Source organism: Streptomyces sp. Y309, assembly GCF_056712025.1.
In genome coordinates, this window is the sequence record NZ_CM160048.1 from 8,459,133 (window position 1) to 8,474,650 (window position 15,518).

10 protein-coding genes are annotated in these 15,518 nt (G+C 71.7%); 8 read left to right on the plus strand and 2 right to left on the minus strand.

Features of this window, described 5'->3' with window-relative positions; translation table 11 throughout:
• The first annotated feature begins 47 nt into the window (after positions 1 to 47).
• The 5 genes from AC0KTA_RS35565 to AC0KTA_RS35585 all read left to right on the plus strand — a co-directional run bounded on the left by AC0KTA_RS35565 (position 48) and on the right by AC0KTA_RS35585 (position 10,245).
• Positions 48 to 3,902, plus strand: a complete 3,855-nt coding sequence (locus tag AC0KTA_RS35565) for a type I polyketide synthase (RefSeq protein ID WP_481052303.1) — start codon at positions 48 to 50, stop codon at positions 3,900 to 3,902.
• Positions 3,892 to 5,229: an SDR family NAD(P)-dependent oxidoreductase gene (locus tag AC0KTA_RS35570; protein ID WP_481052304.1), complete on the plus strand. Its 1,338-nt coding sequence runs from the start codon at positions 3,892 to 3,894 to the stop codon at positions 5,227 to 5,229. The genes AC0KTA_RS35565 and AC0KTA_RS35570 overlap by 11 nt, the downstream gene beginning before the upstream one ends.
• A complete protein-coding gene (locus AC0KTA_RS35575) occupies positions 5,210 to 6,745 on the plus strand; it encodes a hotdog family protein (protein ID WP_481052305.1) in 1,536 nt (511 codons plus the stop codon). The genes AC0KTA_RS35570 and AC0KTA_RS35575 overlap by 20 nt, the downstream gene beginning before the upstream one ends.
• Complete coding sequence (locus tag AC0KTA_RS35580) at positions 6,742 to 7,794, plus strand: SDR family oxidoreductase (protein WP_481052306.1); 1,053 nt, start codon at positions 6,742 to 6,744, stop codon at positions 7,792 to 7,794. Before AC0KTA_RS35575 ends, AC0KTA_RS35580 begins: the two co-directional genes overlap by 4 nt.
• Positions 7,795 to 8,019: 225 nt before the next feature.
• Complete coding sequence (locus tag AC0KTA_RS35585) at positions 8,020 to 10,245, plus strand: MMPL family transporter (RefSeq protein ID WP_481052307.1); 2,226 nt, start codon at positions 8,020 to 8,022, stop codon at positions 10,243 to 10,245.
• 395 nt (positions 10,246 to 10,640) lie between these two features.
• On the opposite strand, the gene AC0KTA_RS35590 is transcribed toward AC0KTA_RS35585, so the two are convergent.
• Positions 10,641 to 10,829: a chaplin gene (locus AC0KTA_RS35590; RefSeq protein WP_481052308.1), complete on the minus strand. Its 189-nt coding sequence runs from the start codon at positions 10,827 to 10,829 to the stop codon at positions 10,641 to 10,643.
• Between the two features lie 73 nt (positions 10,830 to 10,902).
• Here AC0KTA_RS35590 and AC0KTA_RS35595 point away from each other — a divergent pair, with 73 nt between their 5' ends.
• Positions 10,903 to 11,352 (plus strand): hypothetical protein, encoded by a 450-nt coding sequence (locus AC0KTA_RS35595; protein ID WP_481052309.1) that lies wholly within the window; start codon positions 10,903 to 10,905, stop codon positions 11,350 to 11,352.
• Positions 11,353 to 11,470: 118 nt separating this feature from the next.
• Here the strand turns inward: AC0KTA_RS35595 and AC0KTA_RS35600 are convergent, their stop codons facing one another.
• The gene (locus AC0KTA_RS35600; RefSeq protein WP_481052310.1) at positions 11,471 to 12,295 is read right to left on the minus strand and encodes a phytanoyl-CoA dioxygenase family protein; all 825 of its coding nucleotides are present in this window, start codon (positions 12,293 to 12,295) and stop codon (positions 11,471 to 11,473) included.
• Between the two features lie 472 nt (positions 12,296 to 12,767).
• On the opposite strand from AC0KTA_RS35600, the gene AC0KTA_RS35605 reads away from it, so the two are divergent.
• Both AC0KTA_RS35605 and AC0KTA_RS35610 read left to right on the plus strand, forming a co-directional pair.
• Positions 12,768 to 14,054 carry a condensation domain-containing protein gene (locus tag AC0KTA_RS35605; RefSeq protein ID WP_481052311.1) on the plus strand — a complete coding sequence of 429 codons (1,287 nt, stop codon included), beginning with the start codon at positions 12,768 to 12,770 and terminating at the stop codon, positions 14,052 to 14,054.
• Positions 14,051 to 15,514, plus strand: a complete 1,464-nt coding sequence (locus tag AC0KTA_RS35610) for an amino acid adenylation domain-containing protein (protein WP_481052312.1) — start codon at positions 14,051 to 14,053, stop codon at positions 15,512 to 15,514. The genes AC0KTA_RS35605 and AC0KTA_RS35610 overlap by 4 nt, the downstream gene beginning before the upstream one ends.
• Positions 15,515 to 15,518 lie beyond the last annotated feature (4 nt).

A 15,518-nucleotide genomic window follows, 5' to 3' on the forward strand; every position in this document is an offset into this window, starting at 1 on the left:
GCCAGAAGCGCCCGACGTCTCTTTGCCCCTTCCGGAGGTATCACAGCATGACCGACACCCGGCCGACTCGGTCGGCCCCCACGGAACCGGTCGCCATCGTGGGCATGAGCACGATCATGCCCGGAGCCCGGGAGCTCGACGGTTACTGGCGCACCATCATCGAAGGCCGTGACCTGATGACCGAGGTACCGGCCGACCGGTGGCGGGTGGAGGACTTCTACGACCCCGACCCGGCGGCGGAGGACAAGACCTATTGCAAGCGCGGCGCCTTCCTGCCGCCGGTTGAGTTCGACCCGGTCGAGTTCGGACTGCGCCCCAGCGCGGTCGAGGCCACCGACACTGCCCAGTTGCTGGCCCTCGTCGCCACCCGGCGGCTGCTCGACGACCTCACCTCCGCACGCCCCGGGAGCCCGGACCGGGAACGGGTCAGTGTCTACCTGGGATCCGTGGCCATCCAGCTCATGGGCGAGATGAGCATGCGCATCGGCCGTCCTACATGGCACAAGGTGCTGCGCGAGCACGGCATCCCGGAAGAGCGGACCCGGGCGATCTGTGACCGGATCGCGAGCCACTGCGTTCCCTGGCAGGCGGCGACCTTCCCGGGCCTGCTGGGCAGCGTGGTCGCCGGGCGCGTCGCCAACGTCTTCGACCTGCACGGCGCGAACTTCACGGTGGACGCGGCCTGCGCCACCTCTCTGGCGTCCCTGTCCGTCGCCGTCGACGACCTGGTGCTCGGCCGCTCCGACCTGGTCATCACCGGGGGCGTGGACACGCTCAACGACCCAATGACCTACATCGCCTTCAGTAAAGCCTTGGCCCTGTCGCGCACTGGTGAGTGCCGGCCGTTCGCCGAGGGTGCCGACGGCACCCTGCTGGGCGAGGGCGTGGCACTGCTGGCTCTGCGGCGACTGGCCGACGCCGAGCGGGACGGCAACCGGATCTACGCGGTGATCCGCGGCATCGGAGCGTCCTCGGACGGCAGTGGCACCGCCATCTACGCACCGCTGGCCGACGGCCAGGCACGGGCGATGCGCCGGGCCTACGCCGCCGCTGGCTACGGCCCGGAGACGGTGGACTTGGTCGAGGCGCACGGCACCGGTACGGCGGCAGGCGACGCCGCCGAGGTGGCCGCCCTCCGGGAGGTGTTCACCGCTTCCGGCCGCACCGACCGGCAGTGGTGCGCGCTCGGCTCGGTGAAGTCCCAGATCGGTCACACCACGGGCGCCGCGGGCGCCGCCGGAGTGATCAAGGCGGCCCTCGCCCTGCACCACCGCGTACTTCCGCCCACGATCAAGGCCGACCCCCCTGATCCGGCACTGGGCCTGGACAGCAGCCCGTTCTACCTCAGCACCACGGCCCGGCCCTGGATGCACACCGCCGACCGCCCCCGGCGGGCCTCGGTGTCCAGCTTCGGCTTCGGCGGCTCCAACTTCCACATCACTCTGGAGGAGTACACCGGAGCGAGGGACCGCCCGGCCGGCCCCCGCTGTGCGGCCCGGCCGTCCGAACTAGTACCGCTGTCCGCCTCCTCCACCGGCGCTCTGCTGGCCCGGTGCCGCGAGGTTGCCGAGGCGGCGGAAAAGGAGCCCGACGCGCTGTCCGGGGTGACCACGCTCGCCCGGCGGACACAAGACGAGTTCGACGCCGCCGCGGACTGCCGACTGGCGGTCGTTGCGGCCGACGCCACGGAACTCGCCGCACTGCTGCGCCGGGCGAGCACACAGGTCGAACGGCAGCCGGACACACCGTTCCAGGCTCCCGGCATCCACTACCGCACCGGCCCCCGGGCCTGCGGCCCCATCGCCTTCGTCTTCCCCGGGCAGGGCACCCAGCGCCCGGGCATGGGCACGGACCTGGCCCTGCACTTCGCGGCCGCGCAGCGGGTGTGGCAGCGCGCCGCCATGTTGGAGCTGGGCGAACGTCCTCTCACCGAGGTCGTGTTCCCCCCACCCACGCCTGGTGAGGAAGGTCGTCGGCGGCAGCGCGCGCTGCTGACGCGCACCGAATGGGCCCAGCCCGCGCTGGCCGCGCATGGCCTCGCCCTGCTGGCAGTCTTGGACGCCGTGGGCGTACGGCCGGACTGCGTCGCGGGCCACAGCTTCGGGGAACTCACCGCGTTGCACACGGCACGGGTGTGGGATGCCGACACCCTGCTGCGGCTGGCCCGCCGACGCGGCGAACTGCTGCGCGACTCCTGCAGCACGCCCTGCGCCATGCTGGCCGTTGACGCCCCGGCGGAGCGGGTCGCCGAGTTCCTCGGCGAGGACAGCGCCGTCGAGGAAGTGTGGATCAGCGCCGACAACGCACCGGGGCAGGTGGTGCTGTCCGGTTCCGAGGCCGGGACGGCCCGGGCCGCGGAACGCTGCGCTGCCGCGGGCCTGGCCGTCCGCCCGCTGGAGACGGCCACCGCCTTCCACAGCCCACTGGTGGCCCCGGCCGCCGAGCCGCTGGAACGGTTCCTGGAGGGCCGGACCGTCCGGGCTCCCCTGCTCGATGTGTACGGCACCACGGACGCCGCGCCCTACCCCCTCCGACCGGACCGGATCCGCGAGGCGGTCGCCCGTCAGGTGGCCTCGCCGGTCCGCTTCACCGACACGGTCAGGGCGATGTACGAGGACGGGGTACGGACCTTCGTCGAGGTCGGGTCCGGCCAAGTGCTCACCGGTCTGATCAACGAGATCCTCGCGGACGCGCCACACCACGCGATCGCCTGCGAGCCGACCGGGCGCAACGGAGTGACCGGGCTGCACGAGGCGCTGGCGCGCCTGGCCGTCCTCGGCGTGCCGCTGCGGCCGGACGGGCTCTGGGAGCATCACGCGCCCCCGCACGCCGCGGCCCCCGTACGGACGTCGGGCCCCTCGATGCCCATGACCATCAGCGGCGGCAACCACGGCCGACGGTACCCGTCGGACAAAGCCCCGGCCGTCACGCCGGACGGGACGCCCGGTGACGTTCAGATCGCGGCAACTGTCGCGGCGCCCGTCGTAGCGCCGGACCGGACGCCGCACGAGGCACCGGAACTGGCGCCGTACGACGTGCCCGCCGTGGAGGCGTACGAGGCGTCGGCGCCCTACGTTTCCGGCGGCCTCGCACCGGCCATGCCGTTGCCCCCGGCCGCCGCCGGTCCCGGCACGGACATCGTCCAGGCACTGCTGGAGGTGCAACGGCAGACCGCCGAGGCCCACGCCACTTATCTCCGGCTGGCCGAGAAGTCGGTGGAGGCCCTGGCCTCCGGTTCTGGTGCGCCATGGTCGGAACTGACCATGCAACCACCCACCGAACCGCACGGCGGCGTCGCCGATGCACCTGGACCCGCCATCGTGCCGCTGCCCTCGCCCGTGTCGGCGGTGGAAGAGAACCGGCCAGGCGCGGCGGGCGACCCCGTGCAGCAGCCGCCTGCAGCCAGCACGATGGACCTGCCCGCCCAGCGCGAGGTGGCTCCGAGCGGCATGGCCGCGGCGGAGATGGAGGCCCTGGTGCTGTCGGTGGTGTCGGAGAAGACCGGCTACCCCACCGATATGCTCGCGCCCCACATGGAGTTGGAGGCCGACCTCGGCCTGGACTCGATCACCAGGGTGCAGATCCTTGCGGCGCTGCGCCCGATGTTCCCCGCCCTGGAGAACCTCGACCGGTCGGCCGTTATGCAGATGGCGACCATGAGAACGGTCGGGGAGATGGCCGATGAGTTGCGCGAGCTCGTCGCGCGCGTCTCCTCACCGGCCGCCGGCGACACCAGCATCGGCGGCGGCGCAGAGGTCGGCGAACTCCGGTTCACGGGCGCACGCCGACCGGAGGGGGACACCGTGTACCGGCAGGTTCCGGTGATGCGGGAGGCGCCCGCACCCGGCGCACCGATGGCTGGCCTGTGGGACGGCACCGTCGTGGTGACGGATGACGGATGACGGCGCCGGAGTCGCGGACGAGGTCGTGCGCCTGCTGCGGGAGCGCGGTGTGGCTGCCGAGAGCCGCCCGTCCGTACCGGCGGACGCGGCCGGGGTGGTGCTGCTCGGCGGTCTGGCACGGCCGGACACCGTTGGGGACGCCGTGGCCCGGCAGGGTGAGGCACTGCGGGCTGCGCACGCGGTCGCGCCCGGCATGGAGGAACGCGGCGGCCTCTTCGTCACCGTGCAGGACACCGGGGGATATTTTGGACTCGGCGCCTCCGATACCTGTGATGAGCGGCGGGCCTGGCTCGGCGGCCTGGCCGCACTCGCCCGTACAGCCAGGGCAGAGTGGCCGCGGGCGTCCGTGAAGGCGATCGACTGCGCCTGCGGCAGCTCCCCGGCCGAGGTCGCCGAGGCCGTCGTGCAGGAGCTGCTGACCGGCGGGGAGGCGCTGAACGTCGGTCTCGCCGCCGACGGAGTGCGCCGGGAACCGGCCTACGCCGACGCCGGAACGACAGGAACGGCCAACGTGTCCGGATCGGCTGGCCGTGCGGGAGCACCGACGGGCCGGATGCCCGAGGTGGGCACGCTGCCGGTGATCGTGGCGACCGGCGGTGCGCGCGGCATCACCGCCGCGGCGCTGACCGCCCTGGGCCGTACCCTGCCCGCACGGTTCATCCTGCTGGGCCGCTCGCCGGTGGACGGCCCGCACATCGACCGGGTGGACGCCGTCCTCGCCGCCCTGCGGGAAACCGGGTCACAGGCCCGTTACTTCCAGGCGGACGTACGGGACCGGGACCGCCTGCGGGCCGCACTGGAGGAGGTGCGCGCGGACTGGGGGCCGGTCACCGGACTGGTGCACGGTGCGGGGGTGCTGGCGGACCGGCGGATCCGGGAGAAGACGACCGCCGACTTCGACGCGGTGTTCGGTGCGAAGGCGGAGGGGCTGGCGGCTCTGCTGGACGCGACCCGGGACGATCCGCTGCGACTGCTGTGTGTCTTCTCCTCGCTCGCGGGCACGTTCGGCAACGCTGCCCAAAGTGACTATGCGATGGCCAACGAGACCCTGAACCACGTCGTCGCCGCGCAGCGGGCCAGGCGCCCGGATGCCTGGCTGCGGTCGCTGGTCTGGGGGCCCTGGGACGGCGGCATGGTGTCCCGGGAGCTGGCGGAGGACTTCCGCATGGGCGGCGTGCCCGTCCTGCCCGTGGAGGCCGGCGCCCGCGCCTTCGCTGCCGAACTCGCCACCGAGGCGTCGGGTCCTCAGGTACTGCTCGCCGCTGGGCCGGCCGCGGAGATCTATCGCGGAGTGTGGGGAGGTGCCCATGCCACCGCTGCCCGATGAACCGGAAGTGATGCCCCGCCCTCCTGAGCAGCCGCACATGGGCGGTCCCTTTGCTGCGTACGACGCCGCATCCGCATCCGCCGCCGTGCGCCACTTGGCGCCGGACTCCCCGCTTCCCGGGCCGGCCGCGTTCCTCACCGCACAGCACCACCGGGCGACCGTCCTGCACGAGCGGTTCCTGCGGTTGCAAGCGCTGGCCGGTGAACGGCTGGCCGCCCTGCGTGCCCCGACCACCTCGCGGCCTCGGCCGCCGGCACCGGCCGCGCCACCCGGGCAGGACGTGTTCGAGGTCGTCCTCGACCCGGATGCCGGTGACCACTGGGTGACCGACCACTGCCCCACCTGGACGGTCCCTGCCCTTCCCCTGATGTCGACGGCCGACCTGCTCGCACGCGCGGCCGGTCACTACAGCGGGCGTCTCCCCACCGGGCTGCGTGACCTGGAACTGCAACGGTGGCTGCCGTTGCCCGGCCCGACCGCCCTCCGGCTCACCTGCGAAGGGCCGACCGACCGCCCCAGGGTGACACTGTCCGCATGGCTGCGGCCCCGAGTCGCGAAGCTGGCGCGTTTCGCTCCCGTAGCCTCCGCCACGGCCGTCTTCGACGCGCAGCGGCCCCCGAGCCGCTTCCCGCCGCTGCCGGACACCCGCCCGGCCCCCGATCCGTACGAGAGCGGCGACTGCTTCCACGGCCCCCGCTTCCAGTACCTGAGCTCGTCCCGCACCGGTGACGGCGGTGCCTCCGGGACGCTGGATGCCGGGCGGGGTGACGTGCCACGCGGGCTCTTCCACCAGGGCCTGCTGGACGCCGCCACCCACGTCATCCCACACACCCGCATGAGGGCGTGGTCGCCGGGCATCGGCCCGGAGCAGGTGACGTATCCGCACGCGCTCGCGTCCCTGCACTCCTACGCCCCCCTGCCGGACAGCGGCCGGGTCGACGTCGAGGCACGGTTCGCGGGCTTCCACTCCGGTGATCCGCAACTACCTGCGGTGGACCTCCAACTGTGCACCGGTGACCGCGTCCTGCTCGGCGCCCGGCTCGTGCTGGTGCTCGTCGCGGTCGGCGGCCTGCTCGCCGTGCCCGCGCCCACCCGCCGCGCCTTCCTCCGCGACCGCCGATACATCCCTGACCTGCTGCTGTCCGACCACGAGCAGGAAGGCACCGGCGACGGCGGAGTGACCGTGCTGCGTCCTGGCGTGCTGCGCCAACTGGACTTCCTCCCGGGCACGGTGGCTGCCGTCTACGGCCTGCCCGCCGGGATGCCGGTACGAGACCGCGCGCCCGTGATCGCAGCGAAGGAGCACGTGGCACGCCGTACCGCCACGCACCCGTGCCGGATCACCGTGGACGAGGACCTGCGGTGGGCCCGTATCCCTGTCCACTCCGGCACCTCGTCCGACACCGCCTACCCCCTGGAGGTCACCGTGGACGGGGAGCACATCCGGGTCCGCGACCGCGAGGGCCGCGCCACCTGCCCGGTCCGTCCCGTTTCCCGGACGGAGGGAGCCTCATGACCACATCACCGGTGATCCTGGTGACCGGCGCCTCAGGCGTCGTCGGCTCCGCCTTGCTGCGCCATCTGTCCGGCCTGCCGGGTGGCGGACGAGTCATCGCCCTGGCCCACCGCAGGCCCGTCTCCGGGGAGGTGGTGCGCGGTGACATCACGCGCCCGTGGCTCGGGCTCTCCCTCAACGACTACCGCGACCTGGCAGCCACGACAGACGTGGTGGTGCACTGCGCCGCGCTGGTGAACTTCAGTGCGACGGCGCGCAGTCTGCACCGCGTGAACGTCCGGGGCACCGGCCATGTCCTGCGCTTCGTCGAGGACGCGGGCGCGCGCCTGGTGCACGGCTCCACCGCCTTCGTCACCCGGACCGAGCCGGAGGCCACGTCGAGTGCCTACGCCGGGTCCAAGGCGGACGGCGAGACCCTGGTCACGGAATCCGGCCTGCCGGCCGCCGTCGCCCGCATCTCCACGGTCATCGGTGACGCGCGGACCGGCGTCGTGGCCCGTCTGCAGGCGTTCCACTACTTGGTCGGCATGGCCATGTGGGGCCGGCTGCCCTTCCTCCCCTGCGCGGGGACGACGCTGATCGACATGGTGCCCACCGACGTGGTCGCCGCGGCTCTGGCAGCGCTGGCACGGGACGGCTCCGCCCGCGGGACGTACTGGATCACGGCCGGTCCGGCCGCGCTGCCGATGAGCCGGGTGGTGGACACCGGGTGCGACATCGCCCTGGAGCTGGTGGGGGAGGCGGGCACCGCCCCACTGGCCGTGGACCTGCGGAAGCTCCAGCCGCGTCTGATCGATCCGGCGTTGTACGACGCCGTGGTCGCCGGCGTGCTGGCAGCCGCCCCGGGTGCCGGTACCTCACCCAGCGCGCTGCGCCAGGTCACCGGGCTCCTGGCCCCGTACAACGACACCGCCCCCTTTCCCACCTCGCTCGGCACCATCCCCGGCGGCCCGCCTGCCTTGGAGGAGTCAGCCGCCGACAGCGCTCTGCGGGCCACGTACCGCTATCTCGGGGCCATGCCCCGGGACACCTGGACGCTCAGCTGGTGACGCCCGTCGTCACGCGTCGCCGCCAGGACAACCACTCCACTGCCGGACGTTCGTGCAGGGCCCCTTCGTCGCGGACCGCCCGGTGAGCCATCACCCGAAGGACAGCGCATGCCCCCCAGCCCGCCGTGCCCGCCGGTATCCGCGCCGACAGCGAAGGAACGACAGCCCGGCGCACCCTCTGAAACGACTCCGTCCTTCCCCTTCGCCGCGCGCCACCGTCACCTGGTGGCGCTGCTCGCCACCCTCTTCATGGCCCTGGCATGGCTTGTGGGGCACGACGTCACCGATCGTGTCACCACGTCGAGCAACGTCCCCCAGGACAGCGAGTCGATGATCGCCGGCAGGGCGCTGGCGCAGGACTTCGGCGCCAGGGCACCGGACCTGGTCCTCCTCGCCCGCGCCGACGGAGGCATCGACGGCTCGGGGGCCGCGTCCGCCGGACGGGCGCTGACCCTGCGGGCGGCCGCCGCCCCCTCCGTCGGGCGGGTGGAGTCCTACTGGCCGACGGGGCGCGCTGCGCTACGGTCCCGGGACGGGCGCGGCGCGCTGGTGCTGATCTGGCTGAAGGGCGGCGCTCCCAGCAGCCACACGTCCGCAGATGACATCGCACGGGCCGCCGAGCGGCTCACCGGCCAGGCGGGTCCACTGCGGGTCTCGGCGGCCGGGGACCTGCTGGTCCGCGACGAGGTGGCGCGCCAGGCCGAGCGCGATATCCGCCGCAGCGAACTGGTGGCGCTGCCGGTCGCCCTGGCGCTGATGGCGGTGGTGTTCGGCTCCGCGGTGGCGGCGGTGCTGCCCGTGCTCGTGGGGGTGTTCGCCGTCCTGGGCACGATGGCCGTGCTGCGGGTTCTGACCGGGGTCACGGACGTGTCGCCGTACGCGGTGAACATCGCCCTCGCCCTCGCCTTCGGGCTGTCGCTCGACTACAGCCTGTTCCTGCTGGCCCGTTACCGCGAGGAGCGGGCGAAGGGGGCGGCGGGGCCAGCAGCGCTGCGCACGATGCTGCGCACCTCCGGCCGAGCGGTGGCGTTCTCGGCGGCCACCGTGGCGCTGGCAATGTCGGCCCTGCTGGTGTTCCCGCACGCGCTGCTGCGGTCCACCGCCTACGGTGGCATCACGGTGACCGCCATGGCTGCCCTGGGTGCCCTGGTGGTGCTGCCGGCGCTGCTGGCACTGCTGGGCGACCGGGTGAACCGCCTCGATCTCCTGGCCCCGTTGCGCCGCCGCTCACCAGGCTGGGCCGCCGCGGCGGCGAGCGGCAAGGTGCCGGGCTGTTGGGGGCGGATCGCCACGGTCACCGTGCGGCATCCGCTGCTGGTGGGTCTCCCCGCGGTCCTGCTGCTCCTGCTGCTGGCCACGCCGTTCGGCGGAGCGCGGCTGGGCGTGAGCGATCACCGGGTGCTGCCCGCCGGGCACCCGGCGGCGCGGGCCACCGCGACCGTTCAGGAGGACTTCCCGCACGCGGGATTGGGAGCGACCACCGTCGTCCTGCGAGGGCTCGACGCCAAGGCCGCCGCGCCCTCCCTCGACCGATACGCCCGCCAGCTGTCCGCCCTGCCGGGTGTAGTACGGGTGGACACCGTCACCGGTGGCTACCGGCATGGGCGCCACGTCATCCCCGCCGGTCCCGAGGCGGCCCGGTTCGCCTCGCCGCACGGGACTTACCTGACGGTGGCCGCACGCGGCGAGCCGTACGGTCCGGCGAACACCGAGCTGGCCCGGCAGGTCCGCGCGGTGCCGTTCTCGGCGCCCGCGCTGGTGGGCGGGCCGGGCGCGCTGGCCGCCGACGCGCAGCAGCCCGTCACCGACCGAACACCGCTGGCCCTGGGGATGGCCGTCGCCGTGGTCCTCCTGCTCGTCCTGGCCTTCACCCGGCGCCCACTGCTGGCCGTCAAGGCACTGCTGCTGAACGCGCTCAGTCTGTGCGCCACCTTCGGCGCAATCGTGTACGTCTTCCAGGAGGGGCACCTGCGCGGGCTGGTGGGCGACTTCACGGTCACCGGCACCACCGATGCGTTCCTGCCGGTGCTGGTGTTCTGCATCGCCTTCGGGGTGTCCATGGACTACGAGGTCATCCTGCTGTCCCGCATCGTGGAGGAATACGACCTCACCGGCGATACTGCCACCGCCGTGATCCGCGGAGTGGACCGCACCGCTGCCCTGTTCACCTGGGCTGCGATCATCCTCACCGTCGTGATGGCGGCACTGGCCACCTCGCAGCTCACCTTCCTCAAACTCATCGGCGTCAGCCTGGCACTGGCCGCGTTGCTGGACGCCACCGTGGTCCGCGGTCTACTGGTGCCTGCGGTGATGACGGTGGCGGGCCGTGCCAACTGGTGGACGCCCTCTTGGTTGCCGATCCGACCGCGCCCCCGGCCGGAGCCGGAACCGGGCCTCGGCGAGGCTCCCGCGCTCGGCCGCACAGCAACGGATTGCGACGCGTCCAGATGACAGCGACATATACCGGCCCCTTCCGGGCGGGCGCCCGTGACCGACACCGCTCCGGCAGACCAACCGCCAACCGCCAGACCTGCACCAGTCGTTGGTTGTCAGCTACCCAGACCTGGTTCGTGCCCGCACCTCGTTCGAGGAGCACGCGTACTCGAATCAGGCGAAGTTCGCGGGGTTGGCGAACTGTAGCGGTATCTGATTTGCTCGAAAGAGCGGTATCGCTCGATGCCACAAACTCTCCCGGCCAGACGATCAGCAGCGATACTTCCCCGCGACAGTTTCGAGGAGCCGGGCTCTGCAGGTATCAGCGGCTCGATCCGGTCCAGCTGATATCAGTGATTACCAACCGGACAGGCACGTCCGATCATCTGCTTGCCCCAGCGGGGAGTCGCGCTTCAGTCGTTCCGGCAGGCTGCGCCGATAGCCGGATTGAGGAGGCCGACGACGTTGCCGGTGATGCCGCAGCCGCTCACCGGGATGTGGATCGGGTACTGGCGGGAGTAGGCGTTGAGGACGCCTGGTGAGTGCGAGGTGGTGTTGGTGGCTGTGCTGTCGGCGGCCGCGGTGCCGGCGTCTGCGGCCATGAGAGCGATTGCGACGAGTGTGGTGGTGCTCATGGCTGTGCGGTTCAAAAGAGACTCCTCAGGTTGCTGTTGCATGGGGCCCAACGCCCGTGCGGGAAAATTGGTTCTTCGCTATCCGAGTGGTAGCGGCAGCGGCAATTACAGCAAGGCCCGCACGCAAGCCTGGGTCCAACCCGGGTCCCAAACCGCGCGGCACCGGCCCCGGACGGCCACCAGGACGTTCGGCACCAATTGCGCCAACGTCGGCCAGCAGGCCGCGGCCGACGGTAACGTCACTCCCTCCGAGGGCGCCGTATCGGCCAACCAGGCGGCGGCCCCGCTCGGCACTCTCGTCAATCAGTGCGGCGGCGCTGACAACCCTCTCCCGCTCAAGACCAGGCTATGTACGGCTGAGGAGATCCAGCAGGTCAAGCATTTCGAAGAGATCAGCAAGCTCGGCGTTCAGCTTGTGTCCATCTACCGCACGCACCTCGACGATCTCCTGCCGAAGAAGGAGGTCGTGTGTACGGTGACGGAGTTGTGAAGCGACTGCGTTCGTACACGACACCACGCCTACAAGCTCAGTAACTCAGCTCGGTCTAGTTCCACCTACATGGTGTCCCTGCTGGTCGTACCCGGTCGTGGGCGAGTGACGAAGGGTTTCAGAACACCGCAGACACTGACGCAGCCACGGTGCCGTCCCCGTCTGGACCGGGGGTGTCCTGCCCCAGGCCTCGACGGATCGCGATCTCCACGGGTGAGTACGCGCCGTCGGCCCGCTCCAGTTCGTACGGCGCGGCCGGCATCAGCGGCGGCTGGGCCATGAAGCGCGGCCGCACCCCATGGTGCGGTTGCGCCGCGTGCACCAGGAACGGATGGCACAGGAAGACGTCGCCCGGGGATCCGGTGGCGAGGGCGAGTGGCCGGTGGGCGGACGCCGTCACCAGGTCGGGCACAAGGGCCAGCCCGCTCGCCCCGTCCTCTCCGTACTTCTCCAGCACCTTCGGCACGTCGAGGTGCGAGCCGACCCGGATCCGGGTCGGGGCGTCCTGTTCACCGACCTCGCTGAACAGGAAGAGCATCAGCAGCGCCCGGCCCCGGGAGCACAGATTTGTGAAGGACCAGCTCTCGCCCTCCGGCAGGTAGCTCCCCTCGATGTGCCAGCCCGCGTCGTCCGGCTCCTCCTCGTGCGGGAAGCGCAGTGGGAACGTGCCCAGCGAGTAGCGCGGCTCCCAGCGTCCCGCGCCGACGAGCAGGTCGTACGCGCGGTGCAGGGAGGGGGAGTTGGGTGCGGCGGCGAACGGCCCCTGCGCCATGCCGGCCACCCAGTGCACGGGCTGCGTCCACGTCGCCGGATCGTCCGGGTCGCAGCCCGTCTCCCGCCACAGCAGCCGCGCGCAGTCCGCGGCCACGCGCGGCGCGACGGCGCCCTCCAACTTCACGAAGCCGTCGCGGAGGAAGCGGGATACCAAGGTCGTGTCATCCATGCCCCCATGGTGCGGCGACACCGATCCCAATCACCCGACATTCTCCGCACCGCCTTTGTCAGGTGTGTACCGTCAGCTCGCACCCACCGTCCGGCTCTGGGCATGTTCCCCGAGACCGAACGCAGCACCGCCGGATACCGGCTCTACAACCCAGACGACGTCGAACCGGAGTGACATCGAAACTCAGGTTCTGGCTCAGCTTTGTGACGCAGCCACGGTGCGTGACGACAGTGGTGCTCCGGGCGGTAGGTGACGTTGCCCGAAAGCGAGCCGTGGTCACGGTGGTTGGGTGACAGTCCCGGGCCGTGGAAGAGATCGTGCTCAGGTTGAAGGAGCTGACTCCTGTCCGGCGTGTGTGGTGTGGTCGAACCGGAATGCTCGAAACAGCACCGGGCAGCTCCGCAAAGTCGTTTGACGACGAGCAAGTTCTCGGACGGTGCGCCTCTGCCGTCCCGATCCTGGGGGTGAGGCTGTGCGCGATCTGCCGACCATGCCGCTGACCTCTGCTCAGCAGCTCCTGCGATGGGTGGACGAGGTCAGGCCGGGCGTGGTGTTCGGGCCGCGCTTTGTCTCGGTCTGCAGTGGCCGTCTCGGTGGTCCGCTTGATGTCGGTGTGCTGCGGGACGCGTTGGACGATCTCGTCGTCCGGCACCAGGCCCTGCGGACCGTCATCGTGGCCGATGCCTCTCCGCCGTATCGGCGAGTCCTGCCGCCCGCGCAGGTGGAGCTGGTCGAGACCGCGCCGGACCGGCTGGCCGACGCCATTCTCTCCGGTCAGTACTCGTGCAGTGAGGTGCCACTGCTCTGGGCGTTTCTCGGCGCGCACAGCGAGACGGACGCGACCCTGACACTGGTGGCCCACCAAAGCGCCGCGGACCCCTGGTCCATGCGACTGCTCTTCGACGGCCTCCTGCGTACCTATGCCGACCGTCTCACCAGCGCTGCTGCGCCCGGAGCCGCCAGTTCGCAGCGTCCGGACGGCGCACCGTATGGGTCCCACGGCACGGCCGGCGCGGAACGGCGAGCAGGCGAGCCGCTCGACGAGCGGTTGGTGGCGTACTGGCGGGAGGTCCTGACTGACCCGCCGAGCCTGTCGTTGCCCGGTCCGGCGCCGGGTGGGGTGCAGGGCACCGGGGACGTCGTGTTCGCGGTGCCGTTCACCGAGGCGGCGTTGAAGACCGCCGGCCGGGCAGCGCGTACCACGCCGTTCATGCTGCTGCTGGCCGCGTTCACGGACGCGCTGGCCGGCACGGGCGGGGCGAGCGAGGTAATTGTGCCGGTGCTCACCCACGGACGCAGTCGGTCCGACTGGGAGACCGTCGGGCTGTTCAGGAACGTGCTGCCGGTACGGGTAGACCTGGCCGGCACGTCCGGCGCCGACACGGTCGCGCGGGTGCACGCGGCCTTCGTCGCCGCGTACGCGCGCGAACTGCCACTGGCCGCGCTGCTGTCGCGGCTGCCGGAGGCCGCCCGATTTTTCGCGCCTGGCGGGCCGGTATCGGTCCAGTTCGAGCTCGTCCAGGTACCGGCTGCGCGGTCATGTGCCCCGCTGTCGTACCGGACCGTGCCACCGCCGCCCGGAACCGAACTCGGGGGGCCCTTGCTCCCGGTCAATGGAATGGCGGTCTGGCTGGAGACCGCCGATGACGGTGAGTACCGTGGCACCGTCCAGTTCCGCTCGGATCTGTTCGATCGGGCGGTCGTGGAGGCGCTGGTACAGCGATACATCGAACGGCTCGATGGCCTGGTGCGGTCATGACGACCGTTCTCACCGGGCCGCCGGTTGAGCACCCCGACAACGTGCTCGACCTGGTCGAGGTGCACCTATACGGTCAGCCGAATGCCACGGCCCTGATCGACCGGTCCGGTTCCCTGACGTATGGGCAGCTCGACGAGGTGAGCGGGCGAATCGCCGCCGGCCTGCGGCGGCACGGCATCGCGGCCGGCGACGCGGTGGCAGTGCATGCCCCGCTGTCGACCTCGGCGGTGGTCGCCATGATCGCCGTGCTGCGTGCCGGTGCCCGGTACGTGCCGGTGGACGCCGCCTTCCCTGCCGAGAGACAGCGGACGATGCTCAACCTCAGCGGCGCGCGGGTGGTCCTCCTCGGACCAGGTGTGGCCGCGATCCCCGGCTCGTGGCAAGCCCTCGACCTCGACCGGCTGGCCGCCGACAACGCAGCGGCCCGCAACTCATGGCGCGGGCCCACCGCCTACACCTGCTTCACCAGCGGCACCACCGGCCTGCCGAAGGCCGTGACGGTGCCCTCCCCGGCGCTGGCCTACTCCACCGCCGCGCGCCTGACCTATTACCCGGACCCGGTCGACGCTTTCCTGCTGTGCTCGTCGATCTCCTTCGACAGTTCAGTAGCCGGCATCTTCTGGACGCTGGCCAGCGGCGGGCGACTGATTGTGCCGAGCGATCGGCCGGCGAACCTGGTCGCCGTCGCCCGCGCCGCTGCCCGTCACTCGGCCTCCCACCTGCTCATGGTGCCGTCGCTGTACGCGCTGCTGCTCGGCTCGGCCGAGGTCGGCGAGTTCGCCGGTCTGACCACCGTGGTCGTCGCGGGCGAGGCATGCCCACCGGCGCTGGTGGCTCGACACTTCGCCGTCCTGGAGCGGGCCGCCCTCTACAACGAGTACGGCCCGACGGAGTGCACAGTGTGGAGCACCGTCCACCGGTGCACACATGCCGACGCGTACGCCGACATCGTGCCGATCGGGGTCCCGATACCGGGCACGTCGGTGTCCTTGCACGACCCGGATGATGCCGGGCCCGTCCCACCCGGCACGCCCAAGCATCTGTGGGTCGAAGGCCCGGGCGTGGCCTCAGGCACGGCTCCCTACCGCACCGGCGACCTCGCCGGCCTCGGCCCGGACGGCCTGCTCCGGTTCCACGGCCGTGCCGACGACCAGCTCAAGCTCGGTGGTGTGCGGATCGAGCCGGCCGAGATCGAGCAGGCGCTGAACGCCTACCCGGGCGTGCTCGCCGCCGGCGTCGGCATGCCGCAGCGAAACGGCCACCGATCCCGGCTGGTGGCCTTCGTCGTATCGGAGGGCGACCCGGTGGACACCCGCACGCTGCGCCCTTTCCTGTTGGCGCGACTGCCCGCAGTGGCAGTTCCGACCAGCTACGTCACGCTGGATGAGCTGCCCCGGCAGCCCAATGGCAAGCTCGACCGCAGAGCACTGGACCTGCTGGCCCTTGACTCCGACCGCTGACCTC